22 protein-coding genes are annotated in these 23,831 nt (G+C 53.6%); 8 read left to right on the top strand and 14 right to left on the bottom strand.

The genetic code is table 11. The annotated features are described in order from the left end of the window. Window positions 1-58: 58 nt before the first annotated feature. From rpoS to IEV29_RS01285, 6 genes are all read right to left on the bottom strand, one after another. Window positions 59-1,087 (bottom strand): RNA polymerase sigma factor RpoS, encoded by a 1,029-nt coding sequence (rpoS, locus tag IEV29_RS01310; protein ID WP_188379468.1) that lies wholly within the window; start codon window positions 1,085-1,087, stop codon window positions 59-61. Continuing rightward, on the bottom strand, window positions 1,087-1,923 hold the full coding sequence (locus IEV29_RS01305; RefSeq protein WP_188379467.1) for a peptidoglycan DD-metalloendopeptidase family protein: 837 nt from the start codon (window positions 1,921-1,923) through the stop codon (window positions 1,087-1,089). Before IEV29_RS01305 ends, rpoS begins: the two co-directional genes overlap by 1 nt. Before the next feature lie 50 nt (window positions 1,924-1,973). Continuing rightward, window positions 1,974-2,861 carry a protein-L-isoaspartate(D-aspartate) O-methyltransferase gene (locus IEV29_RS01300; protein ID WP_188379466.1) on the bottom strand — a complete coding sequence of 296 codons (888 nt, stop codon included), beginning with the start codon at window positions 2,859-2,861 and terminating at the stop codon, window positions 1,974-1,976. Continuing rightward, entirely contained in the window at window positions 2,858-3,595 is a 738-nt protein-coding gene (gene surE, locus IEV29_RS01295) for a 5'/3'-nucleotidase SurE (RefSeq protein ID WP_188379465.1), read from the bottom strand. Before surE ends, IEV29_RS01300 begins: the two co-directional genes overlap by 4 nt. A gap of 72 nt (window positions 3,596-3,667) precedes the next feature. Then, window positions 3,668-5,680 (bottom strand): DNA repair helicase YoaA, encoded by a 2,013-nt coding sequence (gene yoaA, locus IEV29_RS01290; RefSeq protein ID WP_188379464.1) that lies wholly within the window; start codon window positions 5,678-5,680, stop codon window positions 3,668-3,670. 79 nt (window positions 5,681-5,759) lie between these two features. After that, window positions 5,760-5,957, bottom strand: coding sequence for a YdcH family protein (locus IEV29_RS01285; RefSeq protein ID WP_188379463.1), 198 nt, complete (start codon window positions 5,955-5,957; stop codon window positions 5,760-5,762). A 224-nt stretch (window positions 5,958-6,181) separates the two neighbouring features. Between IEV29_RS01285 and IEV29_RS01280 the strand changes: the two genes are divergently transcribed. Both IEV29_RS01280 and IEV29_RS01275 read left to right on the top strand, forming a co-directional pair. After that, the gene (locus IEV29_RS01280) at window positions 6,182-6,988 is read left to right on the top strand and encodes a PP2C family protein-serine/threonine phosphatase (protein WP_188379462.1); all 807 of its coding nucleotides are present in this window, start codon (window positions 6,182-6,184) and stop codon (window positions 6,986-6,988) included. Between the two features lie 146 nt (window positions 6,989-7,134). Beyond that, on the top strand, window positions 7,135-9,945 hold the full coding sequence (locus IEV29_RS01275) for an EAL domain-containing protein (protein WP_188379461.1): 2,811 nt from the start codon (window positions 7,135-7,137) through the stop codon (window positions 9,943-9,945). A 131-nt stretch (window positions 9,946-10,076) separates the two neighbouring features. On the opposite strand, the gene IEV29_RS01270 is transcribed toward IEV29_RS01275, so the two are convergent. Continuing rightward, window positions 10,077-10,376 carry an ElaB/YgaM/YqjD family protein gene (locus tag IEV29_RS01270; RefSeq protein ID WP_188379460.1) on the bottom strand — a complete coding sequence of 100 codons (300 nt, stop codon included), beginning with the start codon at window positions 10,374-10,376 and terminating at the stop codon, window positions 10,077-10,079. An 88-nt stretch (window positions 10,377-10,464) separates the two neighbouring features. Then, window positions 10,465-10,920, bottom strand: coding sequence for a ferritin-like domain-containing protein (locus IEV29_RS01265; RefSeq protein WP_188379459.1), 456 nt, complete (start codon window positions 10,918-10,920; stop codon window positions 10,465-10,467). Between the two features lie 404 nt (window positions 10,921-11,324). Between IEV29_RS01265 and IEV29_RS01260 the strand changes: the two genes are divergently transcribed. After that, the gene (locus IEV29_RS01260) at window positions 11,325-13,421 is read left to right on the top strand and encodes a putative bifunctional diguanylate cyclase/phosphodiesterase (protein ID WP_188379458.1); all 2,097 of its coding nucleotides are present in this window, start codon (window positions 11,325-11,327) and stop codon (window positions 13,419-13,421) included. Window positions 13,422-13,492: 71 nt separating this feature from the next. Here the strand turns inward: IEV29_RS01260 and pssA are convergent, their stop codons facing one another. From pssA to IEV29_RS01235, 5 genes are all read right to left on the bottom strand, one after another. Continuing rightward, entirely contained in the window at window positions 13,493-14,374 is an 882-nt protein-coding gene (gene pssA / locus IEV29_RS01255) for a CDP-diacylglycerol--serine O-phosphatidyltransferase (protein WP_188379457.1), read from the bottom strand. 213 nt (window positions 14,375-14,587) lie between these two features. After that, window positions 14,588-15,352: an SIMPL domain-containing protein gene (locus IEV29_RS01250; RefSeq protein WP_188379456.1), complete on the bottom strand. Its 765-nt coding sequence runs from the start codon at window positions 15,350-15,352 to the stop codon at window positions 14,588-14,590. A gap of 510 nt (window positions 15,353-15,862) precedes the next feature. Next, the gene (gene ilvC, locus IEV29_RS01245; protein ID WP_188379455.1) at window positions 15,863-16,879 is read right to left on the bottom strand and encodes a ketol-acid reductoisomerase; all 1,017 of its coding nucleotides are present in this window, start codon (window positions 16,877-16,879) and stop codon (window positions 15,863-15,865) included. A 47-nt stretch (window positions 16,880-16,926) separates the two neighbouring features. Then, window positions 16,927-17,418 (bottom strand): acetolactate synthase small subunit, encoded by a 492-nt coding sequence (gene ilvN / locus IEV29_RS01240; protein WP_188379454.1) that lies wholly within the window; start codon window positions 17,416-17,418, stop codon window positions 16,927-16,929. Continuing rightward, complete coding sequence (locus IEV29_RS01235) at window positions 17,418-19,160, bottom strand: acetolactate synthase 3 catalytic subunit (RefSeq protein ID WP_188379453.1); 1,743 nt, start codon at window positions 19,158-19,160, stop codon at window positions 17,418-17,420. Before IEV29_RS01235 ends, ilvN begins: the two co-directional genes overlap by 1 nt. 508 nt (window positions 19,161-19,668) lie before the next feature. Here IEV29_RS01235 and IEV29_RS01230 point away from each other — a divergent pair. Genes IEV29_RS01230 through IEV29_RS01210 form a run of 5 tightly spaced genes read left to right on the top strand, consistent with a single transcriptional unit; the run spans window position 19,669 to window position 22,513 of the window. Continuing rightward, window positions 19,669-20,235 (top strand): RNA polymerase sigma factor, encoded by a 567-nt coding sequence (locus IEV29_RS01230; protein WP_188379452.1) that lies wholly within the window; start codon window positions 19,669-19,671, stop codon window positions 20,233-20,235. Beyond that, window positions 20,232-20,651 (top strand): DUF3619 family protein, encoded by a 420-nt coding sequence (locus IEV29_RS01225; protein ID WP_188379451.1) that lies wholly within the window; start codon window positions 20,232-20,234, stop codon window positions 20,649-20,651. The genes IEV29_RS01230 and IEV29_RS01225 overlap by 4 nt, the downstream gene beginning before the upstream one ends. A 1-nt stretch (window position 20,652) precedes the next feature. Further along, window positions 20,653-21,339: a DUF3106 domain-containing protein gene (locus IEV29_RS01220; RefSeq protein ID WP_188379450.1), complete on the top strand. Its 687-nt coding sequence runs from the start codon at window positions 20,653-20,655 to the stop codon at window positions 21,337-21,339. Window positions 21,340-21,357: 18 nt separating this feature from the next. Beyond that, the gene (locus IEV29_RS01215; RefSeq protein WP_188379449.1) at window positions 21,358-21,876 is read left to right on the top strand and encodes an RDD family protein; all 519 of its coding nucleotides are present in this window, start codon (window positions 21,358-21,360) and stop codon (window positions 21,874-21,876) included. Window positions 21,877-21,916: 40 nt separating this feature from the next. Further along, window positions 21,917-22,513 carry an LOG family protein gene (locus IEV29_RS01210; protein WP_188379448.1) on the top strand — a complete coding sequence of 199 codons (597 nt, stop codon included), beginning with the start codon at window positions 21,917-21,919 and terminating at the stop codon, window positions 22,511-22,513. A 13-nt stretch (window positions 22,514-22,526) separates the two neighbouring features. Here IEV29_RS01210 and IEV29_RS01205 read toward each other — a convergent pair whose 3' ends face one another. Next, window positions 22,527-23,768 (bottom strand): cystathionine gamma-synthase family protein, encoded by a 1,242-nt coding sequence (locus tag IEV29_RS01205; RefSeq protein ID WP_188379447.1) that lies wholly within the window; start codon window positions 23,766-23,768, stop codon window positions 22,527-22,529. Window positions 23,769-23,831 lie beyond the last annotated feature (63 nt).

The raw sequence follows: 23,831 nt of genomic DNA, 5'->3' as shown, positions 1-23,831 counted from the left end.
AGAGACAGGATGATAGCAAACCGCGCTATCTACTCGTCCGAAAAAATGATGCCTGCCACTAGAAAAGAGAATCCTTGCCCACACCGGTGCGGGCAAAGGCACGTTTCAGTTTCGTCAATGATTCTTGCTGAATCTGCCGGATGCGCTCACGGGTCACTCCCATTTCGGTGGCCAACTCTTCGAGCGTAGCTGGATCATCGTTATCCAGACCAAAACGCCGTGTAATCACCAATCTTTGCTTATCGGACAACTGCGCGAGCCAGTCACGCACCAGTACAGACAACTCGTGATGCTCGGCGACGGTATCCGGATCATTGGCGTGATCGCCTTGCAACATATCAAGCAGACTGGATTGCGGGTCACCATCCAGCGGTGCATCCAGCGATGTCGCATGCTCCGACAATGCCAGAATATCCTGCACATCTTCCACGCTTCGATCGACCAAGTGCGCGATGTCTTCAGCGCTGGCATCCTTGCCATCGTGATGCTGGGCTTCCAGATGAAATTTGGCGCGTAGTGTTTGATTGAGTTCGCGGACAACATGCACTGGTAGTCGCACGGTACGCGCCTGATTCATGATGGCACGCTCAATACTCTGACGAATCCACCACGTCGCATACGTCGAAAAACGGAAACCGCGCTCCGGTTCGAACTTGTCGATCGCACGCATCAGGCCGAGATTTCCTTCTTCGATCAGATCCAGAAGGACAACACCGCGATTGATGTAATGTTTGGCAATCGACACAACCAGACGCAGGTTGTGTTCAATCATTTTTTGACGACCAGCAAAATCACCCTGTTTGGCCAGGGTGGCGTAATGCACTTCTTCGGCAACCGTCAGCAATGGGCGCGAGCCAATCTGATTCAGATAATGCTGGGTCGTGTCGGTCGATAGCTCAGTGGAAAGGACACGCTTGATCTCGTCGATGCCGGCGACTTCAACATGCACCTCCGGTGTGTCCGGGGCAGCAGCCTCTTCATCGTCGTCAACCTCGTCACGATCTTCGTCCGATTGAAACGACAAATCGCGCTCATGCGCATCGGTATTGTCGTCATCCTCGGTTCGAACATCGCGATGTCGTGTCATTAGCGAGCAGGAAGAAATTTGGATGGATCAACCGGCTTGCCTTGTTGCCGGATCTCGAAATGCAACTTGACGCTGTCGGTATCAGAGTCTCCCATTTCGGCGATTTTCTGCCCACGGGTCACACTTTGCCCTTCCTTCACAGCGATACTCTTGTTATGTGCATACGCCGATAACAACGTATTCGTATGCTTGACGATCACCAGATTGCCATAACCACGAATACCACTGCCAGCGTACATCACTTTACCGCTACCAGCTGCCAGCACAGGTTGCCCTGATTTACCTGCAATGTCGATACCCTTCTTGTTATCGTCAAAATTGCTGATGACACGTCCTTCGGCTGGCCACATCCAGGAGACGGACTCTTCATCACCACTGGTTGCAGCAGATGCCTCTGCTTCGGAATAAGGGCGCTTTTCACCATTCGGACCTGTTTTATTGGCGGCAGCAGTCGTCGGCGGTGCAGACAATGGACGCGTCTCCACGCCAGACACCGTCGTCGTTACTGCACCGGTTTGTGCCGTGCCACTACTACGTGCCGCGTTGTCGGGAGGCGCCACCCGCAAGACCTGACCAACCTTGATGTCATTCGGGTTGGAAAGATTATTCCAGGTAACCAGTTCGCTATAGCTCTGACCGAAATCAAGGGCAATCCGATACAGGGTATCGCCTCGTTTGACCGTGTAATAACCACGCTCGTCCGCTTTTTTAGGCGTCGTCACCGCACTTGTTCCGCTTGTACGATCACTGACAGGCGCCGGCGAACGCGGTGCCGTCGTACAGGCCGTCAACGCACCAAGTGTCAAAGTCACAAATACAAATCTAAGTTTCGTCATTCTTATCGGGCTCAAAAAATCTGTTGATGCGTGCCAAACCTTTTCACTACCTAGGAGTGCGTTCCAGGGCGCAAAGGTACGAAATGGCAGTCTTCCAGTGTTGAGCTGTTCCATTCGAACTTGCTCACACGTTCAATTAGCTGCAAAACCTGGCGACGATCGCCAACTGGGGCGATCAGACGACCGCCAATCGCCATCTGGTCAAGCAGGGCCTGAGGCACTTCCATTCCGGCTGCCGCCAGAATAATGCCGTCGAAAGGTGCGACCTGTGGCAGACCAAGCATACCATCACCGTAATGCAGCCGGATATTTGCCACGCGCATCGGTCGCAGGTTCGTCTTCGCCAGCTCGTGCAAGCCTTTAATACGCTCGATCGAATACACCTCTTTGGCAACCAGCGAAAGCACCGCAGCCTGATATCCACATCCCGTGCCAATTTCCAGCACACGATTGAGTGCGCCACCATTGTTATTGTTCCGCAATATTTCAATCATCCGCGCAACAATATACGGTTGTGAAATGGTCTGGTGATAACCGATAGGCAACGAGGCATCAATATAAGCCTGACTGCGCAAGGCTGGTTCCATGAACAAATGTCTTGGCACCGCTTCCATCGCGGCCAGAACCTTGCTGTCCTTGACTCCTTGTTTTGCAACTCGGGCCACCATGGCCTTACGCACGGCATCTGACACCATCGGACTGGCGCGGTCTGGACCCTGCACGCTGGCCGTCGGCGTGACCCGTCCGTGTGTCGTTGTCGCGGTGCGGGATACGGTGGAGGACTGTTGATGACGTGAAGCGTTGGACGTTGCAGTCTGTGGCGTCGCTATACGCGACGTGGATGCAGGACGTACCTGTTCGGACTTGGATGTGCGGGACGACTTATCGGACAGCGAGGACAACGACAGCGGAAAACGCTTGTTTTTATTATCGTTCATGCGAGGGCCTTCTTCAGGTCGGCCAACTGCGTGTTGTGGGTCAAATCAATCTGTAGCGGTGTAATCGATACATGTCCCAATGACGTGGCGTGGAAATCCGTTCCCTCGCCAGCATCCTTTTCACCACCGCACGGGCCGATCCAGTAAATTTCCCTGCCTTGCGGATCCTGCGTACGAATGACGGCCTCTGACTGGTGCCGCTTCCCCAGACGCGTCGCAAGCGGCGGCTTCAAAGCCGCATAAGGCCGATTGGGAATATTGACGTTGAGAAGAAAATGTTCGGGAAACAACTCAAAACGACGCTCAACCAGATCACGCGCAACACGTGCCGCCGATGCCACTTCAGACCAGCCTTTCTCCACCTGAGAGAACGCCATGGCTGGCACACCAAACAGATATCCCTCCGTTGCGGCCGCAACGGTACCCGAATACAGCGTGTCGTCGCCCATATTCTGCCCCTGATTGATACCAGAGACGATCAAGTCGGGCACGTCCGACATGATGCCGGTCAGCGCAATATGTACGCAGTCTGAAGGCGTACCGTTGATGAAATAGAAACCGTTGGATGCCTGAAAGACTGAAAGCGGACGATCCAGTGTCAACGAATTGGAACTGCCAGAGCGATTACTGTCTGGAGCAACGACGGTAATGTCGGCAATCGGTGCCAACGCATCGGCCAATGCAATCAGACCCGGCGCCAGATAGCCATCGTCGTTGCTGATAAGAATTTTCATGTACAAATTCTACCTGAAGCATGGTGCTTAAAGGAAAGCCCTGTTTGCATTCAAACAAGATATCCGCCGTCCTTATGTATCAAGTGTCCGTAACTTTTCTCGCGCAATGTCAGCAAAGAAGTCGCAGACCACTGCCAACTCTCGCGTCCGCCTGAAAGGTGGCAAACTTTGCCAGACGCGCCGACCATACGGTTTGGAAATCAGACGCGGATCACAGATCATCAGTACGCCTTTATCGTTTTCATCACGGATCAAACGCCCCGCTCCCTGCTTCAGGTTGATGATCGCAGCAGGCAACTGATGATGCATGAAGCCGTTCAAGCCCTTCTTTTCCAACGCCTCAATACGTGCGGCAAGGACCGGATCGTCCGGCGGCGAAAATGGCAGTTTGTCGATAATCACCAGCGACAAGGCGTCCCCGCGTACATCCACTCCTTCCCAGAAACTCTGACTGCCAATCAGAACGGCATTTCCAGCAGCACGGAATCGGTCGAGCAACTCGGTTCTGCCCGCTTCTCCCTGCACCATCAGCGGAAATGGCAGATTGCGGCGCTCGAATTCTTCACGCAAACGTTCTGCCGTGCGATTGACGGCGCGTATTGTCGTGCATAAAAAGAAGGTTCGACCACCCGCCGCCTGAATTACCGGTAACGCGGCATCAATAACTGCATCCGTATAGTCCAACGAATTGGGTTGCGGCAGATTGTCCGGCACATAAAGAATGCCCTGCTTCTCATAATCAAATGGGCTGGGCCAGGACTGTGAAGGCTCGTCCCACAAACCCATCTGTGCGTTGTAGTGATTGAAGTCGTTTTTGACAGCCAGTGTCGCCGACGTGAAGATCCACGAACGTGCTGTCCCTTCGCGTTGTTTGTTGAAAATCGGCGCAATCGACAAAGGCGTGCGATGCAGTTGCAGTGACGACGAAAACGCTTCTACCCATAAGACGCTTTCCTGTCCGATCATGACTTCCGTCACTGGCTTGTTCCATGCGTCAAGCCGTGTTGCCAGTTCCAGCGCACGAACGCGACATTGTTCGATGGTGTCCGCCCGCTCGGCCTGCCGCTCCAACACGGCAATCATGTCATCAAGCTTGTCTTTCAGCGTTTCCAGCGCAGGGAAAAATGCGCTTGACGGCGCAATCTGATTGACGGATAAGCGCACCACATCCTGAGGAAAAGCCAGTCGCAGATCACGCGCTGCCTTCTCAACCGTCGTCACCGTGGCCGGCCAGTCTGCGCCATCACGTGCATGCGACAAGCCCTCCGCCAACACGTCGCGACACAGTTCCATCACCTGCGAGGTCGAAACGGTGTCACCAAAAAACAAGGTTGCCGTTTCCGGCAGTTGATGCGCCTCATCAAAAATCACGGTATTGGCAGATGGCAGCAGCTCTGCAATACCCGTATCCTTCAGCGCCAGATCGGCAAAAAACAGATGGTGATTGACAACCACCACATCAGCTTGCTGCGCTTCCTTGCGCGCCTTCATCACGAAGCAATCCTGGTAATACTGGCACTCGGCCCCTATGCAGGTATCGCGCGTGGACGTCACCAAACTCCAGACCGTTGCCGTTTCTGGCACGCGTGACAACTCTGCCTTGTCGCCGGAACTGGTGGTCTTCATGAAACGCGAAATCTCGCGCAAATAGCCCACATCCTCCCGCGAAGTCAGCCTGCCATTTTGCAGCGTGCGCTCCAGATGAAAATGACAAACGTAGTTGGCACGCCCCTTCAGCAAGGCAACAGAGACCGGCGCGCTCAGTGCTTTCCGCACGGACGGAATGTCGCGCAAGTAAAGCTGGTCTTGCAGATTCTTGGTGCCCGTGGAGATGATGACCTTCCCGCCCCAGAGCAGGGACGGCACCAGATACGCAAATGTCTTGCCGGTGCCGGTACCGGCCTCGGCGATCAACGTCTCTTGGTTGCCGATAGCGCGTGCGATTGCCTTGGCCATCTCGGTCTGGGCAAGGCGTGGACGAAAACTGCCGACGGCATGTCCCAGCAGACTCTCTGGGCCAAAAAGGCTGTCAATTTCCGCATCATGATTGACGGGGGTCGGACGTTCGGAAGACTCTGAATTCAAGGGAAGGCCAAAAGATCATCACCAAACCAGGGCTGGTCCGGCTGTACTGGAAAAACAATCCGCAAAGGAAAAAATTAAATCACGCAGGAATATCGGGAATCAGCTGCATCTTGAGCAACATGATGTTGTCCTTCAACTGCAATTTGCGTTTTTTCAGGCGACGTAACTGCAATTCATCATGAGCGGCCTGACTTAAGGTGGCAATGACCACATCCAGATCGCGATGCTCGACTTCCAGCTCAACAATACGACGTTGAATATCTTGTGATGAACTCATAGGGATGAAAGCACTTGAGGTGAGAAATATTCAAAAAATCATGAGCCCAAAAGCATGCAACATGCACCAAGTTACAACAACGCGAGCAGAATTGTTAAATTTCGGCCTGTATCCGACCACGAAATTGCAAAATATTCTTACAATTTACCGTACCGTCAGACAACTCGGCCCATGCAATAATCGCCGATTGCCAACCGAGCACATAGTTTAATCTACCCGCGAGCATGAGCCAATACAAGATAGAAGCCGGCACCGGTCAGCACATCGGCGACAGACAGGAACAACAGGACAGAGCGGCACTATTCGCAGCGCCCAAGGCACCTGGTTATATGCTGGCCGTGGTTGCCGATGGCATGGGTGGCCGCTCTGGTGGCGCACTCGCGGCGGAACAGGTCATTATGACCGCCAAGGAAATCTTTGAGCGCTTTTCGCCTTTGACCGACGATCCGGAAACGATCCTGCACACCATCGCACGTGAGGCGGATACCGTCATCAAACTCACGGCTATTTCCTCAGAAAAGCGTCCCCACAGCACCATTGTGCTGCTGATGCTCACACCAGAAGGTAAAGCCCTATGGGGTCATGCCGGCGATTCCCGTCTCTACCAGTTCCGCGGTCCGAATTTCGTGAAACGGACGGAAGACCATACCTACAGCGCCCATCTGGCGTTGCAGAATCGGGCACCGTCCACCCTTCAGGGGAATCCTGCCGTTGCCAATATGCTCGTTAATTTCCTTGGAGGCGCACAACGCGAGGTAAAGCTCAGTATCGACCACTACCAAGGCTTGCAAAGCGGAGATGCGTTCATCTTGTGCACCGATGGACTATGGCAATACTTCAGCGAAGCCGAACTGGGCGCAGCAATTGCTACGCATTCGCCTAGACAGGCATGCGAAATGCTTATTAAAAAAGCACGAGAACGTGCCATTGGTGTCAAAGCAGATAATTGCACGATTGCCGTCGTCAAATTGAGTAAGCCAGATGTCGTCACACCTGAATACAAAGCTCGTGCAATGCGCAGAGCGGTATAGAAATCAGGAAATTTCCACAAGGAAACTATTTTATTTCAGTAGAGTCTTATAAAACAGGTCTCTAAATAGTAGAGAGCGGCAATTTCGACTAGATTGAAGCGTCACACCGACTTTGCATGACCGATTGATCCCGCACGGATAACACCTTGAAAACCTCTTTCCTACAACGTTTCAATTTCGACAGCCTGCGCGTACGACTGCTCGTCCTCGTTTTGCTGGCGATCGTTCCGCCGGTCATTCTGACGGTGTATGGCGCATGGAAAGAGCGTCAGCAGGCAATCGCCATGGCAGAAGACAATCTGCAGCAGATGACCCAACTTGCCGCCACGAGCGAAGCGCGGCTGATTGAAGGGGCGCGGCAATTAATGAGTGTGCTGTCGACCGTGCCGGAATTGCGTGGCAATCCAAGAACATGCGCACGCTTTCTGGCCGACGTGCAGCAACGCAATCAGGGGTATGTCAATTTCGGTTTGATCCAACTCAATGGCGATGTGACGTGCAGCGCACAACCGCTTGCCGAGAAAACCAATCTGGGCAATCGCAAGTATTTTCAGCAAACCATCGAGCAGAATCGTTTTTTTGCCGGTGATTATGTTTTCGGTGCAAACAGCCGCAAACATGCCATCAACCTGACCTACCCTGTTCTGAACGCAAAAGGGAATATCGCTGCGGTCCTATTCGCGTCGCTCGATCTCAGTTATCTCGACCGGTTTGTCAGCGATATCGCGTTGCCGCAAGGCGCGGTACTGATCACTGCCGATAGCCAGGGCACCATCATTGCAAGACGGCCCGATCCGGAAAAATGGATCGGTACGCGGACTGCGCCTTCGCTCTATGACGTCATGATCAAGGTCGGGTTTGGCACGTCCGAGGTGAAGGACGTCGATGGCGTCACCCGCCTGTATGCCTTCGCCCCTGTCGGCACCACCGACGTTTCGACCTTCAAGGTCGGCATCGGCATCCCCATCGATGAGATTGTGGCACCAGCCAATCGTTTGCAAATGATGGAGCTCAGCACTCTGGCGATCATCGCTCTGCTTGCATTGGCAGCGGCATGGTTTGTGGGCGACGTCATCATCCTGCGTCGCGTGAAGGCGCTGGTTGGCACAGCCAATCAGATTGCAGCCGGCAATCTGCGTGTACGTACCGGCATCAAACATGGCAAGGAAGAAATCAGCCAGCTTGCGCGTGCCTTTGACACCATGGTGGTTGCCTTGCAGCAGAATGAGGCAGAACGTGCACAGTCTGCTGCCATCCTGTTTATGGAAAAAGAACGTGCGCAGGTCACGCTGGAGTCGATTGCCGATGCGGTCATCACGACCGACAAGCTTGGTCATATCGAATACATGAATCCGGTTGCCGAGGAATTGACGGGCTGGACCAAGGCTGAAGCGGAAGGCTTGCCCTCCTCGATGGTATTCCGCATTTTCAACGGCTTTACCAAAGAAGCCGTGCCTAATCCGGTTGAAGCCGTGCTGGAACTACAAAGCAATGTGGAACTGAGCAAGGACACCGTCTTGTTAAGTCGCACCGGCATGGAATACGCAGTGGAAGATTCGGCAGCACCGATCCGCGACCGCGATGGGAAATTAACAGGCGTCGTGCTGGTATTCCACGATGTCAGCGACTCACGCAAACTCGCGATCCAGCTGTCTCACCAAGCCGCCCACGACCCATTGACCGGCCTGTTCAATCGTCGCGAATTTGAACGTCGCCTGGAACTGGCCATCGAGGCGCTGACGCGGCAATCGAGGCAGCATGCGCTGCTCTACATGGATCTGGATCAGTTCAAAATCGTCAACGACACGTGTGGTCACAGTGCCGGTGACGAGTTGTTGCGTCAGATCACTGCCTTGCTGCAACCGCTGGTACGGGATAGCGATACGCTGGCCCGATTGGGTGGCGATGAGTTTGGTGCCTTTCTGGAAAACTGTTCCCCGGAATCCGCCACCAGAATCGCGGAAAAATTGCGGCAAACCATTTGCAGTTTCCAGTTCGTCTGGCAAGACAAGATCTTCCCGATTGGCGTCAGTATCGGTCTGGTCAATTTCAGCACCAATGTCCTATCGTTGCCTGATCTGTTGAGTGCAGCAGACACGGCGTGCTACATCGCCAAGGATTCGGGTCGTAACCAGGTGCATATCTACCGGCCGGAAGATCATCAGCAAGCTGCGCGCGAAGGTGAAGTTAAATGGAACGAGCGTATCCAGCAAGCATTTGAAAGTGACCGCTTCCGTCTGTTGTCGCGGCGTATTGCGTCGCTGAAAGATACCGACGACAACTACCTGTTTGATGAGCTCTGTCTTTACATGGAAGATGGCGCCGGCAAACTGATTCCGCCATCAGCTTTCATTCCGGCTGCAGAGCGCTATCACTTTATGCCGACGATTGATCGCTGGATCATCCGTACGGCCTTCTCTCAACATGCCATGACGTTGCAGGCCACCGGCGGCATTGGGTTGCACATGCTGATGATGCGCGTATCCGGCAACTCGCTTGACGACGAACACTTTCTGGATTTTATCTATACACAGTTCGAAGAGTTTGATTTGCCTTATGCGTCGATCTGTTTTGCTATTGCGGAGACCACCGCAATCACGAATCTGACGCGGGCGCTGGCCTTTATCGACGCGCTCAAGCAACGTGGCTGCAAATTTGCGCTCGATGATTTTGGCAGTGGCATGTCCTCATTTGCCTATCTCAAACACTTGCATGTGGATTTCCTGAAGATTGATGGCAATTACATCAAGGGCATGACAATTGATCCGGTCGATTACGCCAAGGTGGAAGCCATTGAACGGATCGCCAGTGTGATGGGCCTGCAGACAATCGCCCAGAAAGTCGACGATCCGGACACACTGACGCAACTGCAAAAGATTGGTATCGGCTATGCCGAAGGCAAGGTGATTAGCGAGCCTGTCTTCTTCTACCCTGTCGCCGCCGAAGCAATCGCGTAAAGCACGCTTCATCATTTGGCGGCGATGCTCGACAAATTGATTAACCATAAAAAATCCCGCATTCACTTGATCTGATGATCGCGTGGCTGCGGGATTTTTTAGGGCATTCCGACGATGCCCGGTCAGTCTGATTACTTGCGCGAAATCAGAAAACCGAACAACAGACCTACACCAGCAGAAATTGCCACGGCACGCCATGGATTCTCATGCACGTAGTCGTCCGTCGTGGCGGCGACTTCCTTCGTACGCGCAGCAGCAACCGAAGGTACTTCCTTGGCAGCGGCCAACGCCGAGTTGAAGAAATCCGCGCATTTCTTGCTCAACTCGCCTGCTTTCTCGACCGCTTCAGCTTGTGCTTCGCGCGCGAGCGCCTTGGTGTCCTTTTGCAGGTTTTTCACATCGTCCGCAATATCTTCAACTTTTGCATTCATCAGGAGCTCCTAGAGTGAGTGGATAAAATGAAAAACATCCCGTCAGAATGCACGGGATGCATGGCGTCTACCGATACCTTTTAGGGCATCACAGCGCTGCGACACGCGAGCGGTCACGCAACTTCTTGACCACATCATGATTCTGCAGCACGCCTTGGAATTGACGCTCAACGACCGCTTTTACATCCAGCGGCAACGGCTTTGCCAATGCGTTCCGATAACTTTTGACAGCGACATCCTCGCCGCGTTCGCATTCGTTGAGAATCGCTTCGTCATCCTTACCCATAATAGCCGATTTGATATCAATCCATCGACGATGCAAGGTACCGCTCAGGCTGCCCGAATTTTCCGGATTGCCGCCATGGGCGATCACCAACCCTTTCAATTCCTGCGCCGCCGCGGCGCACCCGGCCGACAAGGTTAAAAACGGTTGCTTGTATTGACCATCGCTGATGTCTTCAGCACAGGTCTTGAATCCAAGCTCACCATCTTTACACGTTTCAATCAAATCATTGAGTGTCGAAATCACGTCGTCATTTTTCATCTTCGTTCCTTTTTCATAATTTGCCATCTTGCGAAAGCAAGGACGGCAATGGTTACAAGGCCTGAAGCGGAAGCAGTGGCTTCGGTAACAGGTGATAGTTCTATCTTGGCATTTAACCAACGATGAATTCACTATCCCCGATTAAGCAGACATGCTCTGTTCGACATCCAACACTGGTATGCATTGAATTTTGGATAGAAGCAAGGGCCGAATGCGGCATAAATGCTGCACTTAGCAAAGGTTTGCATTCCATTGCGCACAAACAACAAAGCTGCACTGTACAATCTTGCTAGCACAAACTTGCCGTTTGGCAAAATATCTCTTCAATGCCTGACCCTGCGCTTCAGCAAGGTAGGGGCATCGTTAAGCCTCTCCTAAAACAGCATTTTTAAAACATTCCTGCCATGCTGATTGCGCAATACGACTCCGTCCTTGTCGTCATTTCCATTCTGGTTGCCATCCTTGCCTCCTACACTGCGCTCGATATGGCGGGCCGTATTCATGCAACCGCACGCAAAGGTGCAATACTGTGGCTGATTGGCGGTGCCATCGCGATGGGGATCGGGATTTGGTCCATGCACTTCATCGGCATGCTGTCGTTTCGCCTACCCATCCCACTTGGTTATGAGATCAGTCTGACCATTTTTTCGCTGGTGATTGCGGTGGTTGCCTCGGGTTTTGCCCTGTGGCGTGTCAGCCAGCCTGTTTTGCCTGTTTCGCAACTTTGCGTCAGTGCCGTCATGATGGGTAGCGCGATCGCCACGATGCACTACATGGGAATGGCGGCGATGCAGATGCGTCCCGGCATTGAATACGATCCCACCCTGTTCGCCCTGTCCGTGGTTATCGCCATCACCGCCTCCGGCGCTGCTCTCTGGATCGCATTTATTCTCCGCAAAAATACGCCACACGTAATTCTGGCGCGCATGGGGGCCGCGCTGGTCATGGGCGCCGCCATTATCGGCATGCACTACACGGGCATGGCTGCCGCCAACTTCCCGATTGGCAGTGTCTGCGGCGCTGCGTCGGACATCACGCCGGGCTGGCTCGCACTGGTGGTGATTGTTGTTACCTTGGCGATTCTGGCGATTGCCTTGCTGACCTCCGTGCTGGATTCCCGCCTGGAATCGCAAACCAGCATCCTCGCCAAGTCGCTCGCACTGGCCAATCAGGAACTGACACAACAAGCACTGCAAGACAATCTGACCAAATTGCCGAATCGTACGCTGCTTGAAGACCGTCTCGATCAGATGCTGCGCAAGGCATCGCGTGAACATACGCGCTTTGCCCTGATGTTTCTGGATCTGGATGGCTTCAAGGCCATCAATGATTCGCTCGGTCATCACGTCGGCGACCTGCTGCTGATCGAAGTGGCAAACCGTATTCGCAATAGCATTCGCGGTCAGGATACGGCGGCCCGACTCGGCGGCGACGAATTTGTCATCCTGATCGAAATAGCAGAGCCTGAAGACGCTGCCACGGTGGCAGAAAAATTATGCGATCTGATCAATAAGCCTTTCTATATTGAGAATCAGGAACTGGGGGTATCTGCCAGTATCGGCATCACGATTTACCCTGAAGATGGTCGGACCCCGCATGACCTGCTGATCAACGCCGATGCTGCGATGTATCACACAAAGAGTGCCGGCCGTAACGGCTATCACTTCTTCGAATCGTCGATGAACATCAATGTGCATAACCAGTTACAACTGATTCAGGACCTGCGTCACGCACTGGAAAACAAGGAATTCGTGCTGCACTACCAGCCCAAGTACGATGCCAGCAACGGTCAGGTCGTCGGCATGGAAGCCTTGCTGCGCTGGCAGCATCCGGCACGTGGTCTGCTGGCGCCGGGCGAATTCATTGCTGTCGCCGAACGCACTGGCCTGATTCTGCCAATTGGCGACTGGGTACTAGACGAGGCATGTCGCCAGATGCGCATCTGGTTCGATACCGGCTATACGGAATGGAAAGTGGCCGTCAATCTGTCCGCCATACAATTCAGCAATGGTCAGTTGGTCGAACATGTCTCAGCCACCTTGAAAAAATACGCGCTGCCAGCGCATTGCCTGATCCTCGAAGTCACGGAATCGACAGCCATGCAGGATGTGGAATCCAGCATGACCATCCTGACGGAGTTGGCCGTGCTCGGTATTGATATTTCGATCGATGACTTTGGCACCGGCTACTCCAGTCTGCTTTATCTGAAGCGCCTGCCTGCGTGCGAATTGAAGATCGACCGGGGGTTCATCAATAATCTGGCGAAGAATACCGATGATGAATCCATCGTCTCCGCGATCGTTGCATTGGGCCACTCGCTCAATTTGCGCATTGTTGCGGAAGGCGTGGAAACGGAAAAGCAGCAGGACATGCTGAAATCGCTCGGTTGCGATACCTTGCAGGGCTATCTGCTTGGTCGCCCGGTCGCGCCGGCGCAGTTGATGCTCAACCTCGACGAAGCACCAGATGCGCCAGCACGTCCCGTTTCATCCAATGTGTAAAAAGACATCGGCTTCTTGGCAACAAAAAAGCCTTGCAAACGCAAGGCTTTTTTCATTCATCGGGATCCCATTCAACGATCTTCAGGGGCATCCAGTTTGGTTTGCACGATACTGACCGGACGTCCTTTGCCCCACCGCCAGAAATACACACCGTAACCAGACAAGCCATACAACACAAACAAGCCAAACAACACTTTTGGCGGGTCGCTGGATACGGCAACAAAAGCGAGCACGATCAGGAACACGGCTATAAATGGCACTGACTTGCGATAGTTGACGTCTTTGAAGCTGTAGAACGGCACATTCGTCACCATGGTCAATCCTGCATACAGCGTGATGATCCATGCCGGAATGCTCAGTTCGTCGCCGCCATATCCCAAATCCTGCATCAGCCAGATAAAGCCTGCGACCAAGGCCGCAGCAGCCGGGCTGGGTAATCCCTGAAAATAGCGCTTGTCCACGACCTGAATATTGGTGTTGAAACGCGCCAGCCGCAACGCACCGCCTGCACAATAGACAAAGGCAGCCAGCCAGCCCAGCTTACCCAGATCATGCAAGGCCCACTCATAGACAACCAGCGCTGGTGCCGCGCCAAACGACACCATGTCTGCCAGACTGTCGTACTGCGCGCCAAACTCGCTCTGTGTGTTTGTCAAACGTGCGACACGGCCATCGATTGCATCCAGCAGCATGGCCCCAAAGATCGCGATAGCTGCATTTTCAAACTGCTGCCCCATCGCCATCACAATCGCGTAGAAACCGCAAAACAGCCCTGCCGTAGTGAATGCATTCGGCAGCAGATAAATCCCCCGACGACGCAAGCGCGGGGGTGGCGACAAATCGACAGCCGCGACATCACGCGCAGGCGCCTGATTATTGCGAGCCAGCTTGCCCAAGGGACGCGATTTGGAAAAAGAAGGTTTTTTCGCTTTGCGGCGATTGAAACTGGACATGCGAGTTCCGCTGGAGAGATGGCGCGTTAAAGGGAAGGATCAGGAAAAAATCCGGATGCGTAGTTTAGCAGACGTAAAAGCGCATGACGCGCCTGCAAGACGAACCCAAACAATTTAAACAATAAGAAAACGCACTGCCGTCACCTGACGTGCAGTGCGTTTTGTGTAACACGATCTGCCAGCAATATCCGTTGCTGGTGCAAGGCAGCTACCTCAACGGAAACGAACCTTGCCGACCACGCGCATGCTGAGAGTTGACTCGCCCGCTTCAAAGCTAGGCTCTTCGACTTGTGGCGCACCGTCAGCCATCATTGCAGCGCGCATCATCTTGGGTGCTGCGGCTTCCTGTGCATAATTGCCCGAACCTTCAAAATCCACGGTGTCCAGTACGGCATCTGCAGGATTACGGCCCATCGCACGTGCGATTGCGGCGATGCGCTCATTCAAGTTGCGATACGTTGCATCGATGCGCTGCGCGTCCAGTTTGCGGGTCGTTTCATCGGTCAGACCAAACTGCAAGCCGTTCAAAGCCAGTACACCTTGTGCAGCGGCCACCGTTTTAGGCAGACCACTCAGGTTCGTTGTTTTGACATCCAGGTAGTGACCAACACGCCAGCCGACCGGTTGACGTGGCTTGCTGGTCGCATTCGTAGCCTGACGTGGTTGCGGCTGCTCATCGGCATAGACGGCATACGTGTAATATCCGCGCGTGCTCAACACCGCTGTCGGATCCTGCTTGCGCACAATCTCCATACCCTGCTTCATCTTCTGATTGACGCGTGAAGCTGCAACAGACTTGTCCTTATCCTGTTCTTCAATCATCAGCGTCAGCACAGCCTGATCATTGGCATGCTTGACTTCGCCATAGGCCGGCACGATGACAAGCGTTCCGCTCGTTTGGGCAGGCGTTTGCGCAATGGCTGCGGCGCCCGCTGTTGCACATAGCAAGCCGATGAAAAGGGATTTGAGTCGTGTCATGATAAGTCTCCGTTTAAAGGGGAATGCAGAAGCAATGCAGCAATGCGTACGAGATAACGTAACGTTGAATCAGACGGATAGAGAAACGAATAGTTCTTTCCAATCGGAAACCGCTACCGCCTTTAATGCAACCAAATGTTAACGGAACATGCCAAAAACAAGAAAGCCAGGTATCTGTCTCGCTTTTTGTCGATCTATCGAAGCGTTGATGCTTCCATTGATCAATCCGCTTGTTTGTGCGATCCAAGGCAAGTCAGGACGTCTGGGCAAAAAAAAGCCGCTCCTTCGCGCGGCTTTTAGTCCGAGCGATATATTCGTGCACCAGCGAATGCCGAATGATGTCCGCAATCTCTTCGAAGGGATTAGTCCTTCGATTATCGACCGGCTTGTTTTTTGCAATCCAAGGCACGTAAGGACGTAAAAAAAGCCACGCAAATGCGTGGCTTTTCGTCCGAGCGCTGCATTCGTTTCAAACGAATGCAGATGATGCCCGCAGTCTCTTCGAAGAGATTAGTTCTTCGATTGATCGACCAGCTTGTTTTTTGCGATCCAAGGCATCATCGCACGCAGTTTTGCACCGACCTGTTCGATCTCGTGTTCTGCGTTCAGACGACGACGGGAAATCAGCGTAGGTGCGCCAGCCTTGTTTTCCAGGATGAAGCTCTTCGCGTATTCGCCGGTTTGAATGTCTTTCAGGCACTGACGCATTGCATTTTTGGTGTCTTCGGTCACGACGCGTGGGCCGGTGACGTATTCGCCGTATTCTGCATTGTTCGAGATCGAGTAGTTCATGTTGGCGATACCGCCTTCATAGATCAGATCAACGATCAGTTTCAGTTCATGCAGGCATTCGAAGTAAGCCATTTCAGGTGCATAACCGGCTTCGGTCAGCGTTTCAAAACCAGCCTTGATCAGTTCAACTGCACCACCGCACAGAACGGCTTGTTCGCCGAACAGATCGGTTTCGGTTTCTTCACGGAAGTTGGTTTCGATGATGCCGGCACGGCCACCGCCGTTGGCCATGGCGTACGACAGAGCGATGTCACGTGCAACGCCCGATTTGTCCTGATAGACAGCGATCAGGTGAGGAACGCCACCACCTTGTGCGTAGGTGCCACGAACGGTGTGACCAGGTGCCTTAGGCGCAACCATGATGACATCCAGATCAGCACGTGGAACAACTTGACCGTAGTGCACGTTGAAACCGTGTGCAAATGCCAGCACAGCGCCTTGCTTGGCGTGTGGTGCGATGTTTTCGCTGTAGACCTGAGCGATGTTTTCATCTGGCAGCAAGATCATGATGACGTCAGCAGCCTTGACTGCGTCGTTGACTTCTGCAACTTTCAGACCGGCCTTGGCAACTTTGTCCCAAGATGCGCCACCTTTACGCAGGCCGACGGTCACGTTGACGCCGGAATCGTTCAGGTTTTGTGCGTGGGCGTGGCCTTGCGAACCGTAACCGATGATGGCAACGTTTTTACCTTTGATCAGCGAGAGGTCACAGTCTTTATCGTAGAAAACTTTCATGATGTTCCTAATTGATGTTGATGTTGTTGGTTTGAATCGTAAGTGGCTTACAGCTTGAGAATGCGCTCGCCGCGGCCGATACCGGAACCGCCGGTACGAACGGTTTCCAGAATCGCCGTGCGATCGATGGAATCGATGAATGCGTCGAGTTTGGTTTTGTTACCGGTGAGTTCGATCGTGTAGGTCTTGTCGGTCACGTCGATGATGCGGCCACGGAAAATATCCGCCGTACGTTTCATCTCTTCACGTTCCTTGCCCACTGCACGAATCTTGATCAGCATCAGTTCACGCTCAATGAACGCGCCCTCAGTCAGATCCACAACCTTGACGACTTCGATCAGACGATTCAGGTGCTTGGTGATCTGTTCGATCACTTCGTCCGAACCACTGGTGACAATCGTCATACGCGACAACGTAGCGTCTTCGGTTGGAGCAACCGTCAACGTTTCAATGTTGTAGGCACGTGCGGAAAACAAACCAACCACACGCGACAACGCGCCCGCTTCGTTTTCAAGCAATACAGAAATAATATGGCGCATTACAGTTCCTCCGAGCCCAGCAGCATTTCAGTCAGGCCTTTGCCGGTCTTGACCATCGGCCAGACGTTTTCGGTTTGGTCCGTAATGATGTTCATGAATACCAGACGATCTTTCATGCCAAATGCTTCGCGCATCGCTGCATCCAGATCACCCGGTTTGTCGATCGTCATGCCGACGTGGCCAAACGACTCAACCAGTTTGTCGAAATCAGGCAGCGAATCCATGTACGACTCGGAATAGCGCGAACCGTATTCAAGCTGCTGCCATTGACGAACCATGCCGAGGAAACGGTTGTTCAACAGAATGATCTTTGGCGTCAGGTGGTACTGCTTGCAGGTTGCCAGCTCCTGGATACACATCTGGATCGATGCCTCGCCGGTAATGCAGGCCACCGTTGCATCCGGATTGGCTTTCTGCACGCCCATTGCATATGGCAGGCCAACACCCATCGTGCCCAGACCACCGGAGTTGATCCAGCGACGTGGCTTGTCGAACGGATAGTACTGCGCGGCCCACATCTGATGCTGACCGACGTCCGACGTGATGAAAGCGTCACCCTTGGTGACTTCCCATACTTTTTCGATCACCGATTGTGGTTTGATGACTTCCGTCGATGGCGTGTACTTCAGGCATTCGCGCTTGCGCCATTCGTTGATCTGCTTCCACCAGTCGGACAGCGCAGCACTGTTTGGCTTGGCTTCGGCAGCATCAAGTTGCGCCAGCAGCTCGACCAGGACATCCTTGACGTTGCCAACGATCGGAATATCCACCTTCACGCGCTTCGAGATCGAGGAAGGATCGATATCGATATGAATGATCTTGCGCGGATTCAGTGAGAAGTGTTTTGGATTGCCGATCACGCGGTCATCGAAGCGCGCGCCGATTGCGATCATCACGTCCGAGTGTTGCATCGCCATATTGGCTTCGTAAGTGCCGTGCATGCCAGGCATACCGACGAACTTGTCGCTGGTTGCCTTGTAACCACCCAGGCCCATCAGGGTATTGGTGCATGGATAACCGAGCTTGTCGACCAGACGATTGACCTCTTCCGCCGCATTGGCAAGGATGACACCGCCGCCGGTGTAGATCATCGGACGCTCTGCCTGCAGCAGCAACTGCACTGCTTTGCGAATTTGTCCGGTATGGCCCTTGTCCATCGGTTTGTACGAACGCATTTCGACTTCCTTCGGATACGCGAAGGTCGTCTTGTGCATCGTGATATCTTTTGGGATGTCGATCAGCACCGGACCCGGACGGCCGGTGGTAGCGATGTAGAAAGCCTTCTTCATCGTCTCGGCCAGATCCTTGACATCCTTGACGAGGAAATTGTGTTTGACGCATGGGCGCGTAATGCCCACGGTATCGCATTCCTGGAACGCATCGAGACCGATCGCGTGCGACGGCACCTGGCCAGAGATCACGATCATCGGGATCGAATCCATATAGGCCGTCGCCAGGCCGGTGATGGCATTGGTGACGCCAGGGCCGGAAGTCACGATACAGACACCGACCTTGTTCGAGCTGCGCGAATAGGCGTCAGCTGCGTGCACCGCGGCCTGTTCGTGGCGAACCAGAATATGCTGAAATTTGCTGTGATTGAAAATGGCGTCGTAGATATACAGCACTGCGCCACCAGGATAGCCGAACACATGTTCGACACCTTCTTCTGCGAGGCAACGTACGACGATTTCTGCGCCGGTGATTTCTTCACCGATGGCGTTATTACTTGTTTCCGAGGTCATGCTAAACGTCCTTTCAAGGTCCATTGGAAATTGATCGGATGCTCTCTCCTGTTGAAATCGCAACCCGCGACAGATAATTGGCGTTCCTTTTTTGTGCGGTCACGTCGATTCGTCACACATCTGTAGATGTGATTCAAACCTACGCTTAACGCGACTCGTTCGGCCAAAGAGACTGAAGCAGGATATTTGCGAGATCTCGCGCTTGTGGCGCGGGTTAGAGCAAACAGCTTTCAAGTGAAGCGCATTTCTCGACTTTATTGCATGATGAGCAACAGTCGAAAAACAAAGACTCCCTTCGCGATGGCAAAGGGAACGATACGTTACTGCGTTGCACCATCATGGTCAAGTCAAATCGCCGGAAACCGGCATGAAACCGCGGCTTTTACGCAAATTTCCAGCAAAACCGGGGCTTATTTGCTAGGATGCGTGCAATTCAGAAAAACACGGCGAGTCCTGCCGATCCGATTCGGCATTATTTTGGCAGCACTGGCCTCGCCTGCTGCACCTCATGGCAACCGACAAAGAACTCTCCGACTTTCTAGAAGATATCGAGCTGCGCGCATTTAAACAGGCTGTGTATGCCGTGCGCAAGGAGGAATCCGCGCTCGATATTGTTCAGGATGCAATGATCAAGCTCGCCGAAAAATACGGCGACAAACCTGCCGCAGAATTACCCATGCTGTTCCAGCGGATTCTGCAAAACACCATTCGTGACTACTTCCGCCGGGAGAAAGTGCGCTCGTCCTGGATCAGCCTTTTTTCCAGCTTTGGTAAGCAAGACGACCAAGAAAATTTTGACGCGCTGGAAGTCATCGAGGCCGAAGAAGGCAGCTATGGCGCCGAATCGGGGCAAAATCGACTGGAACGAAGTCAGATTCTGAAAATCATTGAAGAGGAAGTACAAAATCTGCCATCGCGTCAACGCGAAGCTTTCCTCATGCGTTATTGGCAGGATCTGAACGTGTCTGAAACTGCCGCCGTCATGGGATGCTCGGAAGGCAGCGTCAAAACACATTGCTCGCGCGCCACGCACACGCTGGCGACCGCACTGAGAGCCAAGGGGATTTACTTATGAATACGACGAAAGAGCTTAATACTGCCTATCGCCTGCGCCATGCACTGGACGAGCGTACTCACGAACTGCCAGAAAATGTTCGTGAACGCCTGTCTTCCGCACGCAAGATCGCCCTGTCTCACAAAAAGAGCTCGGTAGAAGCGCCTGTCGCCGTGCTGCAGCCGGCTATGGCCGGCCGCACTTCCGCTTTCCGCCAGCAAGGTGAAGGGCATGGTTTTGCGTGGTTAGGACGCATGAGCGTTCTGGTTCCGCTTGCGGCGCTGGTTTTTGGCATCGTTGGCATTTATCAATACGAACAGCATCAACAAATGCTGGAACTGGCTGCAATTGATGCAGAAGTATTAACGGATGATCTGCCTTTGTCCGCTTATCTGGACCATGGTTTCGATGCCTTTGTGACCAAAGGACAGGATTGAGATGGTGGTAGTACGCAAGATGATGTCGGGATTGTTGTCTGTTACGCAACCCAAGGTGCTGTTCGTGGCAGTCTTGGTCGCTGGCGCATACATGGTGCATGCCACTACACCGTCTGGCACAACCAACCCTGCTACGTCGCCCGTCGCCAAATCTGCCTCCAGCAAACCCGGCAAGGCAACCGCCAAGAACGACTGGAAGAGTTTATCGCCGGTACAACGCACTGCGCTGGCACCATTGGAAAAAGACTGGAACCGGCTGGACGACTTCCGCAAGGAAAAATGGATCGAACTTGCCAACCGATTCACCACCATGACACCAACCGAACAGTCACGCATGCAAGAACGCATGCGTGATTGGGTCGCCTTATCTCCGGAGGAACGACGTCTTGCGCGCGAAAACTATAAACGCGTACAAAAAGCAAAGGTGGAAAAGGCCCAGCAATGGGAACAATACCAACAGCTTCCGGACGAAAAGAAAAAGGAATTGGCTGCCACGGCCGTGCCTAGAAAGCCGCTGGCCAACCCGCCACGCACCGTGCAAAAGCCTGTTACCCCTGTCCATCCGCCAGTCGGGGCAAGTCCGGCCAATCCGCTCCCGGCCAGTTCAGCAGCCATGCATGAGCAGAATGGCAAAGACCTGTCCCAATCCGGTAGCATCCCTGTACAATCGTCGCCATCCACGCCCTGAGCCTGAATTGCGCGACGCATGCATTCAACACCCAGCGATCTCCCTCCTCCGACCATTAAACGCCGCCTGACCGTCATGCTGTACGAGGCGGTTTTGCTCTTCGGCGTCATCGCGATTGCCGGCCTGCTCTTTTCGATTACGTTCCAACAGCGCCATGCGCTCTATTTACGGCATGCATCGCAAGCCTGGCTGTTCGTGGTCGTTGGTGCTTATTTTGTCTGGTTCTGGATGCATGGTGGTCAAACCCTGCCGATGAAAACCTGGCGCATGCAACTGGTCACCACGGAAGGCCATGCCCTGCCGCTCAAACGCGCCATTGCACGCTATCTGCTGGCATGGCTCTGGTTTTTGCCCGGCTTGATGATTGCCTGGCTACTCGATGCCAAACCATGGATGGCCATCGCGCTGGTTTCGGCCAATATGCTGGCCTGGGCGCTATCCGCGCGGCTGCATCCGAGTCGGCAATTTCTGCATGACCGCATAGTCGGCACACAGATAGTCCAGCATCCCAAACATCCGCCGCAGACCAAACCCTGATACGCCAGGCGCTTGCGGCAACAACTTTGGTAACAGAAATATGAAATCGATTTGCGTCTACTGCGGCTCTTCTTTCGGCAATCAACCGCACTATGCAGAAGCAGCACGTGCGCTGGCCCAAGCAATGGCAGCACGTAATCTGGCACTCGTCTACGGTGGCGGCAACGTCGGACTGATGGGCGTCATTGCCAATGAAATGTTACGCCTCGGCGGCACCGTAACTGGCGTGATCCCCAAAGCACTGATGGACAAGGAAGTCGGTCACCGCGGACTGACGCATACGCATATCGTCAAGGATATGCATGAACGCAAGGCGATGATGGCGGAACTGTCGGATGGTTTCATTGCCATGCCCGGCGGTATCGGTACACTGGAAGAACTTTTTGAGATGCTGACCTGGTCGCAACTGGACTTTCACCGCAAGCCGATCGGTGTATTGAATGTCGATGGCTTCTATGCAGGACTCATCGGCTTTCTGCAGCAGCTGGTCGATAACGACTTCGTCAAGGCGGATCAGGCTGCCTTGATGATGCACGAAGCCGAGCCGGATGCGTTGCTGGCAAGATTGGAGAACTGGGTGCCGCAAAAGAGTACCAAACTGCGCGACGCGCTTGCCGCACAGGCACTCTTCCCTTGATGTACCGCTTCGCTTAAACGTCAAGCGCCTGACGAAAATCCTCGACCAGATCCGCCGTGTCTTCAATGCCCACGGAGACACGGATCAGCGACTCTGCAATCCCCATGCTGGCACGACGCTCTGGCCCCATTTCATAAAAAATGGTGTGCGACACCGGGATCACCAGAGTGCGCGTATCACCGAGATTGCTCGCGGACACACCCAGTTGCAGTCGATTCAGATAATCAAAACAGTCAATGCCGTCCTTCAGTTCAAAACTGAACAGGCTGCCATACGCACCAAACAACTGCGTGCACAAGGCATGCTGTGGATGCGATGCCAACCCTGGGTAGTACACGGCAGCGACACGATCATCTGCCTCCAGCATCTTCGTGACCGCCAGCGCATTCGCGCATTCACGTTCCATGCGCAACGCCATGGTTTCGGAACCGACGGCAATGTGATGCGCCGCTTCCGGCCCAAGTGACGCGCCAAAGTCACGCAACGCCTTGGCGCGGATCTGCGTCATCCCCCAGTTGGCAGAAGCATTCTTTTTATAGGTATCCAGAATGTTGCCGTAAGCAGCCCAGTCAAACACGCCGGTGTCCGTTAACGCGCCACCCAACGCATTGCCGTGACCGGCAATCGATTTGGTCAATGAGTTGACCACCAGACCGGCACCAACTTTCTTCGGTTTAAACAAATAAGGGGATGTCATCGTGTTATCGACGACATAAAGAATGCCGCGCTCCGCACACAGCTTGCCGATGCGTTCGAGATCGGCGACTTGCGTACGGGGATTGGCGATCGTTTCGACAAACACGATCTTGGTCTTTGCAGTCATGGCCGCTTCGATATTGGCAACATCGGTCGCATCTACCATCGCTATATCCACGCCCTGCAAGGCAACGGTTTGCCACAGACTATTGGTATTCCCGAACAGGAAAGCCGAAGACACCACATGGTCGCCCGCACGCAGCAACGCTTGCGCCAAGGCACCAATTGCTGCCATACCCGTCGCGAAACAGATGGTCGATACGCCCTCTTCCATACGCGTAATCTTGTCTTCCAACGCAGAGACGGTTGGGTTGCCCTGACGACCGTAACGATAGCCCGGTTGCTTGCCCTGGAACACGGTCGCCAGCTCACGTGCATCGTTGTAGCCGAAGGTCACCGAAGTATGAATCGGCTTGTGCAGCGAACCGTGTTCGATTGGCTTCTGACGATCGCCATGCAGTGTCGTTGTCGTAAAACCGTATTTTTTCTTGTCGTTCATAGTGGTCCGTAAAAAACAAAAAGCCTGATTGCACACCAACACTGTGCGCAATCAGGCATTCAA

Origin of the sequence: Oxalicibacterium faecigallinarum, assembly GCF_014635705.1 — a bacterium.
In the GTDB taxonomy this organism is placed as follows: Bacteria; Pseudomonadota; Gammaproteobacteria; order Burkholderiales; family Burkholderiaceae_D; genus Oxalicibacterium; species Oxalicibacterium faecigallinarum.
Note: the sequence above shows the minus strand (reverse complement) of the source record. Positions and strands in the feature narration are given on the sequence as shown.